We start from the raw sequence: 12,930 nt of genomic DNA on the forward strand, positions 1-12,930 counted from the left end.
CTGCGCGGACAACCGGCGGTGGACCCGTTCCCTGCCGCGCACGAGGTTCGGCATGACGCAGACGATGATCACCATCAGCCCCGCCTTTGATCCGGACGGCCAGCCGCGCAAACCCGGCGCGCTGTGCATCGGCGCGCAGAAGGCCGGGACGTCGTGGCTGGCGCAGATGCTGGGCCAGCATCCGCAGGTCTGGATCCCCCCTTTCAAGGAGGTCCAGTACTTCAACCACCAGCACATCCCGGAACACCGCCGCTGGATCGCCTGGCATTACCGCAACAAGCCGCAGGAGATCCGCGACCGCCACAAGGCGCGCAAGGTGCCGATGCCGCCCGAACTGGACGCCTATCTGGACGGCATCACCAGCGGCAAGATGTTCCACAACCAGTGGTACAAGCGCGTCTTTGCACCCGCCCCCGCCCACGCGATCCCGCTGGACCTGACGCCGGAATATTCGGCCCTGCCCGATGAGGGGGTCGAGGCGGTCGCGCGCTTCCTGCCCAAGGCGCGGGTCATCTACCTGATCCGCCACCCGGTCGATCGCGCGATCTCTCAGCTGCGCATGAACCTGCGCCGCGAAAAGCGCATCCCCGCCGGCACCGCGGACTGGCTGGCCGAGGTCGCCAATCCGGTGCTGGACGAACGTGGCGACTATGCCACCTATCTGCCGCGCTGGCTGGCGCGCTATCCCGACATGCTGGTGATCCCCTTCGGGCGCATCTCCAGCCATCCGCACCTGGTGATGGATGCGGTCGAGGCGCATCTGGGCATCGGCCCCTGCTTCTATTCCAACCTGACGCAAAAGGTCTTTGCCAATCCCGACGGGCTGATGCCGCCGCCCGAGGCGGTGGCCGCGCTGGAGGACCGGATGGCCCCCCAGGTCGAGGCGTTGCGCCGGATCATGGGCGGGGATTTCGTCGCCGCGATCCGCTGACCTTCCCTAGGGCCGCCCGATGCCCTACAAGGCAGCAAATTCACAGGAGTTTCCGATGGCGTCCTATCAGTTCGTCTACCACATGGACGGCGTGTCCAAGACCTATCCCGGCGGCAAGAAGGTGTTCGAGAACATCAAGCTGAACTTCCTGCCCGGCGTCAAGATCGGCGTCGTCGGCGTCAACGGATCGGGCAAGTCCAGCCTGATGCGCGTGATGGCCGGCATCGACAAGGACTTCACCGGAGAGGCCTGGGCCGCCAAGGGCGCGACCGTCGGCTATCTGCCGCAGGAGCCGCAGCTGGACGAGAGCCTGGACGTGCGCGGCAACGTGATGCTGGGGGTCGCGGCCAAGCAGGCCAAGCTAGACCGCTACAACGAGCTGGCGATGAACTACTCGGACGAGACCGCCGAGGAAATGTCGGCCCTGCAGGACCAGATCGACGCCGAGAACCTGTGGGATCTGGACAGCCAGGTCGATATCGCGATGGAGGCCCTGCGCTGTCCGCCCGACGATGCGGATGTCAGCACCCTGTCGGGCGGCGAACGCCGCCGGGTCGCGCTGTGCAAGCTGCTGCTCGAGGCGCCCGACATGCTGCTCTTGGACGAACCGACCAACCACCTGGACGCGGAAACCATCGCCTGGCTGCAAAAGCACCTGATCGAATACAAGGGCACGATCCTGACCGTGACCCACGACCGCTATTTCCTGGACGACATCACGACCTGGATCCTGGAGCTGGAGCGCGGTCGCGGCATCCCGCACGAGGGCAACTATTCCTCCTGGCTGGAGGCCAAGGCCAAGCGCGTCGCTCAGGAGGCCCGCGAGGACAAGTCCAAGCAGAAGGTCCTGGAAAAGGAACTGGAGTGGATCCGCGCCGGTGCCAAGGCCCGTCAGGCCAAGCAGAAGGCCCGCGTCAACGCCTATAACGAGATGGCCAACAAGACCGAGAAGGAGCGCATCACCAGCGCCCAGATCATCATCCCGAACGGCGAGCGTCTGGGCGGCAAGGTGATCGAGGTCACCGGCCTGAAGAAGGCGATGGGCGACAAGCTGCTGATCGAGAACCTGGATTTCACCATCCCCCCCGGCGGCATCGTCGGCGTGATCGGTCCGAACGGCGCCGGCAAGTCGACCCTGTTCCGCATGCTGACCGGTCAGGAGCAGCCCGACGAAGGCACGATCACCCTGGGCGACACGGTGCAGCTGTCCTATGTCGACCAGTCGCGCGACGCGCTGGGCGACGACAAGAACGTCTGGGAGGAGATCAGCGGCGGCGCCGAGCTGATCGCGCTGGGCGATGCGACGATGAACAGCCGCGCCTATTGCAGCGCCTTCAACTTCAAGGGCAGCGACCAGCAGAAGAAGGTCGGCACCCTGTCGGGCGGCGAACGCAACCGCGTCCACATGGCGAAACTGCTGAAATCGGGCGGCAACGTGCTTCTGCTGGACGAACCGACCAACGACCTGGACGTGGAAACGCTGCAGGCGCTGGAGGCGGCGCTGGACGATTTCGCGGGCTGCGCGGTCATCATCAGCCACGACCGCTTTTTCCTGGACCGCCTGTGCACGCACATCCTGGCGTTCGAGGGCGATGCCCATGTCGAATGGTTCGAGGGCAACTTCGAAGCCTATGAGCAGGACAAGATCCGCCGCCTCGGGCCCGATTCGGTCAACCCCAAGCGGGTGAAGTACAAGAAGTTCACGCGCTGATCGGGCTGCGCTGCGGGTGATCCGCAGCGCCCACCCCACGCGCCCCCCGAACGAAAAAAGGCGGCCCGCAGGGGCCGCCTTTCTCATGCGGGGTTGGACAGGATCAGAAGCGGAACGAGGCGCGCAGCTGAACCATGTCGCTGTCCAGGTCCAGGCCGTCGATGTCGGCCACGTCGTCAAAATCCTGGCGGGTGTATTCGGCACCGACCGATACGCGCTCGGTCACCTTGAACTCGCCGCCGATGCCATAGGTGAAGGCGGTTTCCTTCAGGTCGACCGCACCCAGGTCGGCCGACACGCGGGCGGCGCCCAGGGTGACATAGGGCATGAAGCGGCCCATGTCGTATCCGGCGCGGGCGCGCAGGCGGGCCAGGTCGCCCTTGTCGTCGACGGTGTCGATGTCCAGGCGGTTGTAGTCCAGTTCGCCACCCAGCACGAAGCGGCCGAAGTCGCGGTTGTAGCCTGCGTGAACGCCATAGGCGTCGAAGTCCGTCGAGTCGTCGAGCGTGGACAGCTCTCCATCACCCTGGCCGTATTGCAGACCGGCATAAAAGCCCGACCAGTCCGATCCGGCGGCGACGACCGGAGCCACGACGGGCGCCGGGACAGGCTCGACGACCGGGGCGACATAACCGCCCGCATGGGCGGTGCCGGCGGCCAGGAAAGCGGCGGTGGCTGCGAAAGCGATTTTCATCTGGGGTCTCCCATCTTGAATTGGTGACTTCGATCTAGGTGGGGATCGGCCGGGATTGAAGCAAGCCTGCGCATCGCACCTGCCGCCGCGTGGCAGGCAGGCAACCACGCCCCCGTGAGGGGTCGTGAGGAACGCCACAGGCCCCCTTCGCCCGCACAGCAAAGCCTAGTGCAGAGTCTGCAATGTTCCTCACGCCCGGGACGCAGGGGCGCAGCGACCGCCGAGCAAAGCGAAAAACTTTTGACAGGCCTCGGCTGTGTCAGCGCACCTTGCCGGTGAACCCGGGCGGCCGGCGGGCCACCCATGCCCAGAATCGTTCCAGGTCGGGATGCGCGCGCAGCGCCTCGACTGTATGGACGTTGCGGGCCAGTTCGCCTTCGCGCAGGGTCTTGTGGATGGTCTTGTGACAGATGTGGTGCAGCAGGACCGTCTCGCCCCCCTTGCCGCCCTTCAGCTTGGGGATCAGGTGATGGCGGCTTTGCGGCACGTCGGGCGGGATCGGCCGCAGGCACAGCGGGCAGACCGGGTCTGACGCCATCGTGACCGGCTCGGGGATATACTTCGGTTTACGCATGAGACGGCCTCGCGTTACCTCGGGGCCACGATCTGACCCCAGCCATCGCGAAAGGACAAGCCATGCCGACCCGCCGCCTTCTTCTGGCCTCAGCAGGCGCCTTTGCCGCCCTTCCCGCCCTGGCCCAGGATCGCCCAAACCCCATGCCCGCGGATCTGCGCCGGGCGCTGGAGCGGGATCCGACCGCCCCGGTGCTGGGCAACCCGCAGGGCGACATCACCCTGACCGAGTTCTTCGACTACAACTGCGACTATTGCCGGTCGATGCTGCCGGTGATCCAGCAGCTGGTCAGCAGCGACCCGCAACTGCGCGTCGTCTATCGCGAATGGCCGGTCTTTGGCCCGGGATCGGATTTCGCGGCGCGGGCCTCGCTGGCCGCGCTGCCCACCGGGAAGTATTGGCAGTTTCACGCGGGGCTGCTGACGATGAGGGGCCGGGCCGAGGAGGCCACGGTGATGCGCGTCGCCCGGAAGGTGGGGCTGGACGAGGCCCGCCTGCGCCGCGACATGGACAGCGAGCCGGTCGAGCGCCACATCTCGATGAGCCACCTGATGGCCGAGCATATGGGCCTGGTCGGCACCCCGACCTTCATCTGCGGCGACGAAGCAGTCTTTGGCGGCCGGACGCTGGAGGAGATGCGGGCGCTGATCGAACGCGGGCGCCGGACGATGGGTGCCTAGCCGCGCCGTCCCCAGGCCGCGTCCTGCATCTCGCGCAGGCGCGAGGCCGTGCGTTCGAATTCAAAGCTGCCCTCGCCTTCGTTGTAGAGCTGTTCGGGCTGGTCGGCGGCGCTGGCGATCAGCCGCACCCGCGCCTCGTAAAGCGCATCGATCAGCGTCACGAAGCGCTTAGCCTCGTTGTAGTTCGAGGCCGACAGCCGCGGCACCCCGTCGATCAGCAGCACGTCGACCGCCCGCGCCACCGCCAGGTAATCCGCGGGCCCAAGCGCCCGGCTGCACAGGTCCCAGAAGCCCGATCGCGCGACACGGCCGGCACAGGCCGGCAGCGCGACCTGGCGGCCCTGGACCTCGACCTGGCAGGGCGCGGGTTCCGCACCGTCCGTCAGCTCGTCCCAGGTGGCATCCAGCGCGGCCTTGGCCTCGGCATTGGCGGGCACGTGCCAGACCTGGCCGCCGCTGGTGCGGTTCTGGCGATAGTCGGTGGTGCTGTCCAGGCAGACGACCTCCATCCGCTGGCGGATCAGCGCGATGAAGGGCAGGAACAGCTGCCGGTTCAGCCCGTGCTTGTAGAGATCCTCGGGCTCGCGGTTCGAGGTGGTGACCACGACGACGCCCTGGTCGAACAGCACCTGGAACAGGCGGCCCACGATCATCGCATCGGCGATGTCGGTGATCTGCATCTCGTCAAAGCACAGCAGGCGCACCTGGCGCGCCACGCCCTCGGCGACGGGGCGGACGGTGTCCTGTTCGCCGCGCTTGCGCGCCTCGTTCAACCCGGCCTGGATCTCCTGCATGAACTCGTGGAAATGCACGCGGCGGCAAGGGATCTCCCCGGCAGCTTCCGCCATCAGGTCCATCAGCATCGACTTGCCGCGCCCGACGCCGCCCCACAGGTACAGCCCGCGTGCCCCCGGTGCGGGATCGGGATTGCCCACGCCCAGGAAGGCCCGCCACGCCGACCGCTTGGGCGCGGGGGCGGCCTGCATGTCGGCCAGCACCCGGTCCATATGCGGCAGCACGGCTTCCTGCGCGGGATCGGGGCGCAGGGCGCCCTCTGCCACGCGCTGCCGGTAAAGATCGCTGACCCTGCCCATGCCTTGGCCTTTCCTTGACGGCCGAACCCCTGCCACAGCCCCGCGACCCGCCGCAAGGCCCCATCGGCCTTGACCCGCATGCACGGGGCGTGCCACGCCCTGGCCGTGCCCCCCGACCGAGGTTCCGATGTCCCACAGCCCCGACCGCATCGCCGGATTGCCCGTCCTGTTCGTGATGGCGGCCCAGCCCGAATACGGCCCCGCCCTGCGCGCCCGCATCCGCCCGCTGATGACCGGGATCGGCCCGGTCGAGGCCGCGGTCCAGCTGACGGCGGCCCTGTCGGGCATGGAGGAACGGCCGCGGCTGATCGTCTCGCTCGGTTCGGCCGGATCGGCGCGGCTGGCCCAGACCGAGGTTTATCAGGTGGGCGCGGTCGCCTATCGGGACATGGATGCCTCGGCCTTGGGGTTTCCGCGCGGCTGCACGCCGCTGCTGGACCTGCCGCGGGTGATCGACCTGCCGCACCGCATTCCCGGCCTGCCGGTGGCCAGCCTGTCCACCGGCGCCTCCATCGTCAGCGGCCCGGCCTATGGCGCGGTCGAGGAGGAGATGGTCGACATGGAGACATTCGCCCATCTGCGCACCGCCCAGCATTTTGGCCTGCCGCTGATCGGACTGCGCGGGATTTCCGACGGAGCCGAGGAGTTGCGCGAGCTGACCGACTGGACGCGCTACCTGGGCGTGATCGACACCAGGCTGGCCGGCGCCGTCGACCTGCTGGAGACCGCGATCCGCGACGGCGCGATCCGCCCGTGACACCTCGTGCGCTTGTCCTTGGAGCCGGCCCGGCCTAAACCGGGGCCGGGGCAGGAAGACCGGGAACAGCAGGCATGAGACGCGGCGCAAGCAATCTGGAAGACCGGCCCGGCAGCCGGCGGGTGGGGGCGCTTGGCGCGCTGTGGCCCTTTGTGCGGCCCTATCGCGGGCAGGTGGTGCTGGCGCTGCTGGCGCTGGTCGTGACATCGGGCATCAGCCTGATCCTGCCCCTGGCGGTGCGCCGCGTGGTGGATAATTTCGACGACGGGGCCGGGCTGCTGGACGAATATTTCGGCGCGGCCCTGTTCATCGTGGCGGCCCTGGCCCTGGGCACCGCGGCGCGCTATTTCTTCGTCACCCGCTTGGGCGAACGCGTGGTGGCCGATATCCGCAAGGCCGTCTATGCCCGCGTCATCACCCTGTCGCCGGCCTTCTTCGAACGCGTGATGACCGGGGAAATCCTGTCGCGCATCACCACCGACACGACGCTGATCCAATCGGTCGTCGGATCGTCGCTGTCCATCGCGCTGCGCAACATCCTGATCCTGGCGGGCGGCATGGCGATGCTGGCCTGGACCTCCCTCAAGCTGATGGGGCTGGTGCTGCTGATCGTGCCCGCGATCCTGATCCCGATCATCGTGCTGGGCCGCCGCCTGCGCAGCCTGTCGCGCCAGAACCAGGACTGGATCGCCGCCTCATCCGGCACCGCCTCCGAGACGCTGCTGGCCGCCCAGACCGTGCAGGCCTATACCGCCGAGGCGCGCAGCATCGCACGGTTCGACGGCGTCACCGAGCAATCCTATGACGTCGCGCTGACCCGGATCACGACCCGCGCGGTCATGACCGCGATCGTGATCTTTCTGATCTTCGCGGGCGTGATCGGGGTGCTGTGGATCGGCGCCCGCGACGTCAGCGCAGGCGCGATGACCGCCGGCCAGCTGGTCCAGTTCGTGATCTACGCGATCCTGGTGGCCGGATCGACCGGCGCCCTGTCGGAAATCTGGGGCGAGTTGCAGCGCGCCGCCGGCGCCACCGAACGCCTGGCCGAACTGCTGTCGGCCGAGGATGCCCTGACCGATCCCGCCCATCCCCGCCAGCTGCCGCAGCCCGTGCAGGGGCGCATCGCGCTGGAGGGGGTGGGCTTTCGCTTTCCGTCGCGCCCGAACGCGCCCGCGCTGGACGGCATCAGCCTGACCATCCGGCCGGGCGAGACGGTGGCGCTGGTCGGGCCGTCAGGCGCGGGCAAGACGACGGTGATCCAGCTGATCCAGCGTTTCTGGGACCCGCAGTCGGGCCGCGTGACGCTGGACGGGATCGACCTGCGCGACCTGGCACGGGTGGATCTGCGCAGCCATATCGCGCTGGTGCCGCAGGATCCGGTGATCTTTGCCGCCTCGGCCGCCGACAACATCCGCCTCGGCCGCCCCGAGGCCAGCGATGCCGAGGTCGAGGCCGCGGCGCGGGCTGCTCATGCCCATGACTTCATCGTCGCCCTGCCGCAGGGCTACCGGACCGCTCTGGGCGAACGCGGGGTGATGCTGTCGGGTGGCCAGCGCCAGCGCGTGGCCATCGCCCGCGCGATCCTGCGGGACGCGCCGATCCTGTTGCTGGACGAGGCCACCAGCGCGCTGGACGCCGAATCCGAGGCGCTGGTGCAGGCCGCCGTCAGCCGTCTGGCCGAGGGGCGCACGACCATCGTCGTCGCCCACCGCTTGGCGACGGTGAAGAAGGCCGACCGCATCGTCGTGCTGGACCAGGGCCGCATCGTGGCCGAGGGCAGCCATGACGCGCTGGTGGCCGAGGGCGGGCTTTATGCCCGACTGGCGCGGATGCAGTTCACCGACGGGCCGCGGGAGGAACCGCAGGTGCTGGACGAGGCTTTGGTCGCCGAATAAGCCGCCTCAGCGCGGCGCGGCATAGATGGCCGACCAATAGACCGTGCGTCCATCCGCGGCGAGGGCCTGACCGATCCCGTAATCGCGCACCTGCGGCAGCAGGATATTGTCCAGATGCCCCTGCGACGCGTTCCATTCGCCCAGGACACGCTGCAGCGGATAGGGACCCGCCGCGATGTTCTCGGCGGTAATGCGCGGGGTGTAGCCCAGCAGGCGCAGACGGGCGGCCGGCCCGGATGTCGTGGAGCCGATATGGGTCATGCGCCCGCGCTTGGCCATGTCGCAAGCATGTGCCGCGGCGGCCCGGGCCAGCTGCGGGTTGGGACTGACCTGCGGCAGGCCCGCGCTGCTGCGCGGCCGGTTCGTGGCGGCGGCGCCGGCGGCGTTCTGGCCGGGCGTGGTGGCAAGGCAGGTCGCCTCTCCGGGGCTTCCGACCTGGACGGCATAGGGGTCGGTGGCGCCGTTTGTTCCGGTGCCGCTGTCGGACGCGCAGGCTGCCAGCACCAGAAGGGCGGCTGTGCGGCAGGCAAGGCCCGCCGGGGGCAGGGTCAGGGTCATGTTTGATCCTCCACAAGGCCGCTACTCAACAACGACTACAACTATTGGTTGCATTGATCGATGTTGATCCGGCCTGCACCCCGGGGTGGAACCCTGGTCCGGCGCCCGCCGTTCCTGCGGATCATGTAGAGGAAGACAGGCAATGGCCATCTGGGATTTCGTCAAGGACGCGGGCAAGTCGCTGTTCGACAAGGCGCCGGCCGAAGGTTCGGCCCAAGCTGCCGCCGCCCCCGCGGCACCCGCATCCGGCGCGGCCGCCGCGGGGCAGGACGCGGAAACTCAGCGCAAGGTGGCGGCACTTCGGGCCGAGCTGCGCGCGCTGAACCTGGACGCGGATGACGTGCATCTGCGCCTGCGCGGCGATACGGTCGTCGTCGAGGCCAAGGGGGCCGACCGCGAAGCGCTGGAAAAGCTGATCCTGGCGCTTGGCAATGTCGAAGGCATCGCCAAGGTCGAGGCCGATCTGCCGCCCGAAGCCCCGCAGCCCGTCTTTCATACCGTCCGCAAGGGTGAGACGCTGTCGGCCATCGCAAAAGAGCATCTGGGCGATCCCGACCGCTATCACGAGATCTTCGAGGCCAACCGGCCCATGCTGAACGACCCCGACAACATCTATCCCGGCCAGGCGCTGCGCATCCCCGCCGGTGCCTGACAGGAACCGGCCCGACCGACGTCGCGTCCCTGCTGGATGACGCGGCGTTTTTACGCAGGGGGCGGGGCTAAAGCCTTGCCCCGTCATGCCTCTTCGGATCATCCTGCTGGCGGGAGGGGTCGGACGTGCCGGCCCGGGACGGAGGGACATGATGGGCAAGTTCAGCACCTATGACGATCGCAACCGGATCGAGCGCGAATGCGCCTATGAGGCGCGCGACCTGCCGGTGACGATCTATGACTTTCTGTCGCGCACGGCCGAACGTTTTCCCCAACGTCCCGCCATCTCGTTCCAGCTGCTGTCGGGGCCGCGCGCGCCGGCCACCACCCTGACCTGGCGCGAGCTGCTGGAGCGCGTGACCGAGACCGCGAACCTGTTCCGCAGCCTGGGCGTGGGGCCGACCGACACCGTCGCCTATCTTCTGCCCAACACGATCGAGACCCCCGTCGTCCTGTTGGCCGGCGCGACCGCCGGCATCGTCAATCCCATCAACCCGCTGCTGGACGCCCAGCAGATCGGTGGCATCCTGCGCGAGACGCGGGCCAAGGTGCTGGTGACGCTGCGGGCCTTCCCCAAGACCGACGTCGCGCAGAAGGCGGCCGAGGCCGTGGCCCTGGCCCCCAACGTGACCCATGTCATCGAGATCGACCTGAACCGCCATCTGCGCGGGTTCAAGCGTTATCTCGTGCCGCTGATCCGTCCGCGCGTGAAGGTCCGCCACAAGGCTAAGGTCCTGAACTTCGAGGCCTCCGCCAGCGGCTGCAACCACACGCGGCTGGATTTCGACGATCCCCGGCAGGACCGGGTCGCCGCCTATTTCCACACCGGCGGCACCACCGGCACGCCAAAGGTCGCGCAGCACAAGTATTCGGGCATGATCTACAACGGCTGGCTTGGGGGGACGCTGCTCTTCGACGAGACCGACGTGCTGATGTGCCCGCTGCCGATGTTCCACGTCTTCGCGGCCTATCCGGTGCTGATGTCCTGCATCGCGTCCGGCGCGCATGTGGTGATGCCCACGCCCGCCGGGTATCGCGGCGACGGGGTCTTCGAGAATTTCTGGAAGCTGATCGAGCGCTGGCAGGCGACCTTCCTGATCACCGTACCGACGGCCATTGCGGCGCTGATGCAGCGGCCCGTGAATGCCGATGTCAGCAGCCTCAAGACCGCCATTTCAGGATCGGCGCCGCTGCCGATCGAGCTCTACAACCGCTTCAAGGCCGCGACCGGGGTCGAGATCGCCGAGGGCTATGGCCTGACCGAGGCCACCTGCCTGGTCAGCTGCAATCCGGTGGACGGTGTCAAGAAGGTCGGCTCCGTCGGCGTCCCGCTGCCCTATACCCATGTCCGGATCCTCAAGCACTCCGACAGCGGCGCCGTCCACGAATGCGGCGTCGACGAGGTGGGAGAGATCTGTGTGGGCAACCCGGGCGTCTTCCCCGGATCGACCTATACCGAGGCCGACAAGAACCACAAACTGTTCGCCGAGGAGCGCTATCTGCGTACGGGCGACCTGGGCCGGATCGATGCGGACGGCTACCTGTGGATCACCGGGCGGGCCAAGGACCTGATCATCCGCGGGGGCCACAATATCGACCCGGCGGAGATCGAGGAGGGGCTGCTGTCCCATCCCGCTGTCGCCTTTGTCGGCGCCATCGGCCAGCCCGACAGCTTTGCCGGCGAACTGCCCTGCGCCTATGTCGAACTGGTCGCCGGCGCCGAGGTTTCGGTGCGCGAACTGGCCGAACATGCCAAGACCCATATCCACGAACGCGCCGCGATCCCCAAGCATATCGAGATCCTGCCCGAGCTGCCCAAGACCGCCGTGGGCAAGATCTTCAAGCCCGACCTGCGCCGTTTGGCGATCACCCGGGTCTATGACGAGGTTCTGGCGGGCACCGGTGCCCGCGTGGCTGCCGTGCGCGAGGACAAGAAGCGGGGTCTGGTGGCCTATCTGACGCGAGAGGGATCGGTCGACGAGGCCGAGGTGAAAAAGCGCCTTGGCCAGTTCACCTGCCCTTGGGACTGGGCGACCGACGCGGCCTGAGCGGGCCGGCCGCCTTAGCCGTTCTCGCGCAGGACCCGGCCGGCTAGGTACAGCGACCCGCAGATCAGGATGCGCGCCCCGGGGTCCCGCGCGATGATCGCCCCGATGGCCTGGGCCGCGTCATCGGCGGTGCTGCTGTCGATGCCGACGCCCCGCGCCTCCACCGCCGTGGTCGAGGCGGGCAGGGTGTTCGGCTCCCCGGGGATGTCGATGGCGGTCAGGCTGGCGGTATGGGCGGCCAGCGGGCGCAGATAGCCGGCGATGTCCTTGGTGTTCAGCATCCCGCAGATCAGGTGGGTCGGGCGCGGGGGCAGGGCAGACAGGGTCGCCGCCAGCGCCTCGCCGCCGGCCGGGTTGTGGCCCCCGTCCAGCCACAGTTCGGCGCTGCCGGCCAGGTCGACCAGAGGGCCGTGGCGCAGGCGCTGCATCCGGGCGGGCCATTCGGCCTGGGTGACGGCGGCGCGTGCCTGGGCCTCGGTCGCGCCGAGCTGGCGCAGCGCCGCAAGCGCGGTTCCCGCGTTCTCGACCTGGTGGGGACCGATCAGGTTCGGCAGCGGCAGATCCCACAGCCCGTGATCGTCCTGATAGACCATGCCGTCGCGGTCGCGCTGGATCATCCAGTGCTGGCCATGGGCAAAGATGGGGGCGGTCAGCCCTTTGGCCCGCGCCTCGATCACCCGCAGCGCCTCGTCCTGCTGGGGGGCGACGACAACGGGGATGCGCGGCTTGATGATCCCGGCCTTTTCGCCGGCGATCAGGGGCAGGGTGTCGCCCAGATATTGCGTATGGTCGATCGAGACGGGCGTGATGACCGTCAGATGCGGCTGATCGACGACGTTCGTGGCATCCAGACGGCCGCCCAGGCCGACCTCCAGGAGGGTATAATCTGCCGCGCTGCGCGAGAAGGCCAGGAAGGCGGCCGCGGTCGTGATCTCGAAGAAGGTGATCGGCTGGCCGTCATTGGCCGCCTCGCATTCCTCCAGCACCGCGGCCAAGTCGGGCTCCGGGATCAGGTTGCCGGCCAGTCGGATACGCTCGTGGAAATGCGCCAGATGCGGCGAGGTATAGGCATGGACGCGGGCGCCGCCCGCCTCCAATCCGGCGCGGATCATGGCCTGGGTGCTGCCCTTGCCGTTCGTGCCGGCGATGTGGATCACCGGCGGGATGGACCGCTCGGGATTGCCCAGGGCGGCCAGGATGCGGTGCATCCGGTCCAGCGACAGGTCGATGATCTTGGGATGCAGCGCCATCAGGCGCCCGAGGATCTGGTCGGATTGGCTCATGTCGATAACGCCGGGGGCCAGCCCCCGGACCCCCGGGATGTTGGATTGGAATGG

The 12,930-nt window shown here is 68.2% G+C and carries 12 protein-coding genes; 7 read left to right on the forward strand and 5 right to left on the reverse strand.

Translation table 11 applies throughout. From position 1 onward, the window contains the following. Window positions 1-52 precede the first annotated feature (52 nt). Window positions 53-931, forward strand: coding sequence for a sulfotransferase family protein (locus ACNR9W_RS02025; RefSeq protein WP_419269332.1), 879 nt, complete (start codon window positions 53-55; stop codon window positions 929-931). Window positions 932-986: 55 nt separating this feature from the next. After that, the gene (gene ettA, locus ACNR9W_RS02030) at window positions 987-2,642 is read left to right on the forward strand and encodes an energy-dependent translational throttle protein EttA (protein ID WP_419269331.1); all 1,656 of its coding nucleotides are present in this window, start codon (window positions 987-989) and stop codon (window positions 2,640-2,642) included. Window positions 2,643-2,745: 103 nt separating this feature from the next. On the opposite strand, the gene ACNR9W_RS02035 is transcribed toward ettA, so the two are convergent. Both ACNR9W_RS02035 and ACNR9W_RS02040 read right to left on the reverse strand, forming a co-directional pair. Then, the gene (locus ACNR9W_RS02035) at window positions 2,746-3,336 is read right to left on the reverse strand and encodes an outer membrane protein (protein WP_419269330.1); all 591 of its coding nucleotides are present in this window, start codon (window positions 3,334-3,336) and stop codon (window positions 2,746-2,748) included. A gap of 259 nt (window positions 3,337-3,595) precedes the next feature. Next, entirely contained in the window at window positions 3,596-3,910 is a 315-nt protein-coding gene (locus tag ACNR9W_RS02040) for an HNH endonuclease (RefSeq protein ID WP_419269329.1), read from the reverse strand. A 62-nt stretch (window positions 3,911-3,972) separates the two neighbouring features. Here ACNR9W_RS02040 and ACNR9W_RS02045 point away from each other — a divergent pair, with 62 nt between their 5' ends. Further along, window positions 3,973-4,590 (forward strand): DsbA family protein, encoded by a 618-nt coding sequence (locus ACNR9W_RS02045; RefSeq protein WP_419269327.1) that lies wholly within the window; start codon window positions 3,973-3,975, stop codon window positions 4,588-4,590. Here the strand turns inward: ACNR9W_RS02045 and zapE are convergent. Continuing rightward, window positions 4,587-5,684 (reverse strand): cell division protein ZapE, encoded by a 1,098-nt coding sequence (zapE, locus tag ACNR9W_RS02050; protein ID WP_419269325.1) that lies wholly within the window; start codon window positions 5,682-5,684, stop codon window positions 4,587-4,589. The two genes, ACNR9W_RS02045 and zapE, sit on opposite strands and share 4 nt — an antisense overlap. A gap of 127 nt (window positions 5,685-5,811) precedes the next feature. Between zapE and ACNR9W_RS02055 the strand changes: the two genes are divergently transcribed. Then, complete coding sequence (locus ACNR9W_RS02055; protein WP_419269323.1) at window positions 5,812-6,441, forward strand: 5'-methylthioadenosine/S-adenosylhomocysteine nucleosidase; 630 nt, start codon at window positions 5,812-5,814, stop codon at window positions 6,439-6,441. 74 nt (window positions 6,442-6,515) lie between these two features. Beyond that, window positions 6,516-8,336: an ABC transporter transmembrane domain-containing protein gene (locus tag ACNR9W_RS02060; RefSeq protein WP_419269321.1), complete on the forward strand. Its 1,821-nt coding sequence runs from the start codon at window positions 6,516-6,518 to the stop codon at window positions 8,334-8,336. A 6-nt stretch (window positions 8,337-8,342) separates the two neighbouring features. Here ACNR9W_RS02060 and ACNR9W_RS02065 read toward each other — a convergent pair whose 3' ends face one another. Beyond that, window positions 8,343-8,894, reverse strand: coding sequence for a CAP domain-containing protein (locus ACNR9W_RS02065; RefSeq protein WP_419269319.1), 552 nt, complete (start codon window positions 8,892-8,894; stop codon window positions 8,343-8,345). Between the two features lie 142 nt (window positions 8,895-9,036). Between ACNR9W_RS02065 and lysM the strand changes: the two genes are divergently transcribed. Next, complete coding sequence (lysM, locus tag ACNR9W_RS02070) at window positions 9,037-9,546, forward strand: peptidoglycan-binding protein LysM (protein ID WP_419269317.1); 510 nt, start codon at window positions 9,037-9,039, stop codon at window positions 9,544-9,546. Between the two features lie 151 nt (window positions 9,547-9,697). Further along, the gene (locus ACNR9W_RS02075) at window positions 9,698-11,593 is read left to right on the forward strand and encodes an acyl-CoA synthetase (RefSeq protein ID WP_419269421.1); all 1,896 of its coding nucleotides are present in this window, start codon (window positions 9,698-9,700) and stop codon (window positions 11,591-11,593) included. Window positions 11,594-11,607: 14 nt separating this feature from the next. On the opposite strand, the gene ACNR9W_RS02080 is transcribed toward ACNR9W_RS02075, so the two are convergent. Continuing rightward, the gene (locus ACNR9W_RS02080; protein WP_419269419.1) at window positions 11,608-12,882 is read right to left on the reverse strand and encodes a bifunctional folylpolyglutamate synthase/dihydrofolate synthase; all 1,275 of its coding nucleotides are present in this window, start codon (window positions 12,880-12,882) and stop codon (window positions 11,608-11,610) included. Window positions 12,883-12,930: the final 48 nt, after the last annotated feature.

This window comes from Paracoccus sp. T5, assembly GCF_048538155.2.
GTDB lineage: Bacteria > Pseudomonadota > Alphaproteobacteria > Rhodobacterales > Rhodobacteraceae > Paracoccus.

Coding starts and splice junctions, on each gene's coding strand:
- ACNR9W_RS02025 (WP_419269332.1), top strand. CDS start 53: ATGACGCAGACGATGATCACCATCAGCCCCGCCTTTGATCCGGACGGC.
- ettA (WP_419269331.1), top strand. CDS start 987: ATGGCGTCCTATCAGTTCGTCTACCACATGGACGGCGTGTCCAAGACC.
- ACNR9W_RS02035 (WP_419269330.1), bottom strand. CDS start 3,336: ATGAAAATCGCTTTCGCAGCCACCGCCGCTTTCCTGGCCGCCGGCACC.
- ACNR9W_RS02040 (WP_419269329.1), bottom strand. CDS start 3,910: ATGCGTAAACCGAAGTATATCCCCGAGCCGGTCACGATGGCGTCAGAC.
- ACNR9W_RS02045 (WP_419269327.1), top strand. CDS start 3,973: ATGCCGACCCGCCGCCTTCTTCTGGCCTCAGCAGGCGCCTTTGCCGCC.
- zapE (WP_419269325.1), bottom strand. CDS start 5,684: ATGGGCAGGGTCAGCGATCTTTACCGGCAGCGCGTGGCAGAGGGCGCC.
- ACNR9W_RS02055 (WP_419269323.1), top strand. CDS start 5,812: ATGTCCCACAGCCCCGACCGCATCGCCGGATTGCCCGTCCTGTTCGTG.
- ACNR9W_RS02060 (WP_419269321.1), top strand. CDS start 6,516: ATGAGACGCGGCGCAAGCAATCTGGAAGACCGGCCCGGCAGCCGGCGG.
- ACNR9W_RS02065 (WP_419269319.1), bottom strand. CDS start 8,894: ATGACCCTGACCCTGCCCCCGGCGGGCCTTGCCTGCCGCACAGCCGCC.
- lysM (WP_419269317.1), top strand. CDS start 9,037: ATGGCCATCTGGGATTTCGTCAAGGACGCGGGCAAGTCGCTGTTCGAC.
- ACNR9W_RS02075 (WP_419269421.1), top strand. CDS start 9,698: ATGGGCAAGTTCAGCACCTATGACGATCGCAACCGGATCGAGCGCGAA.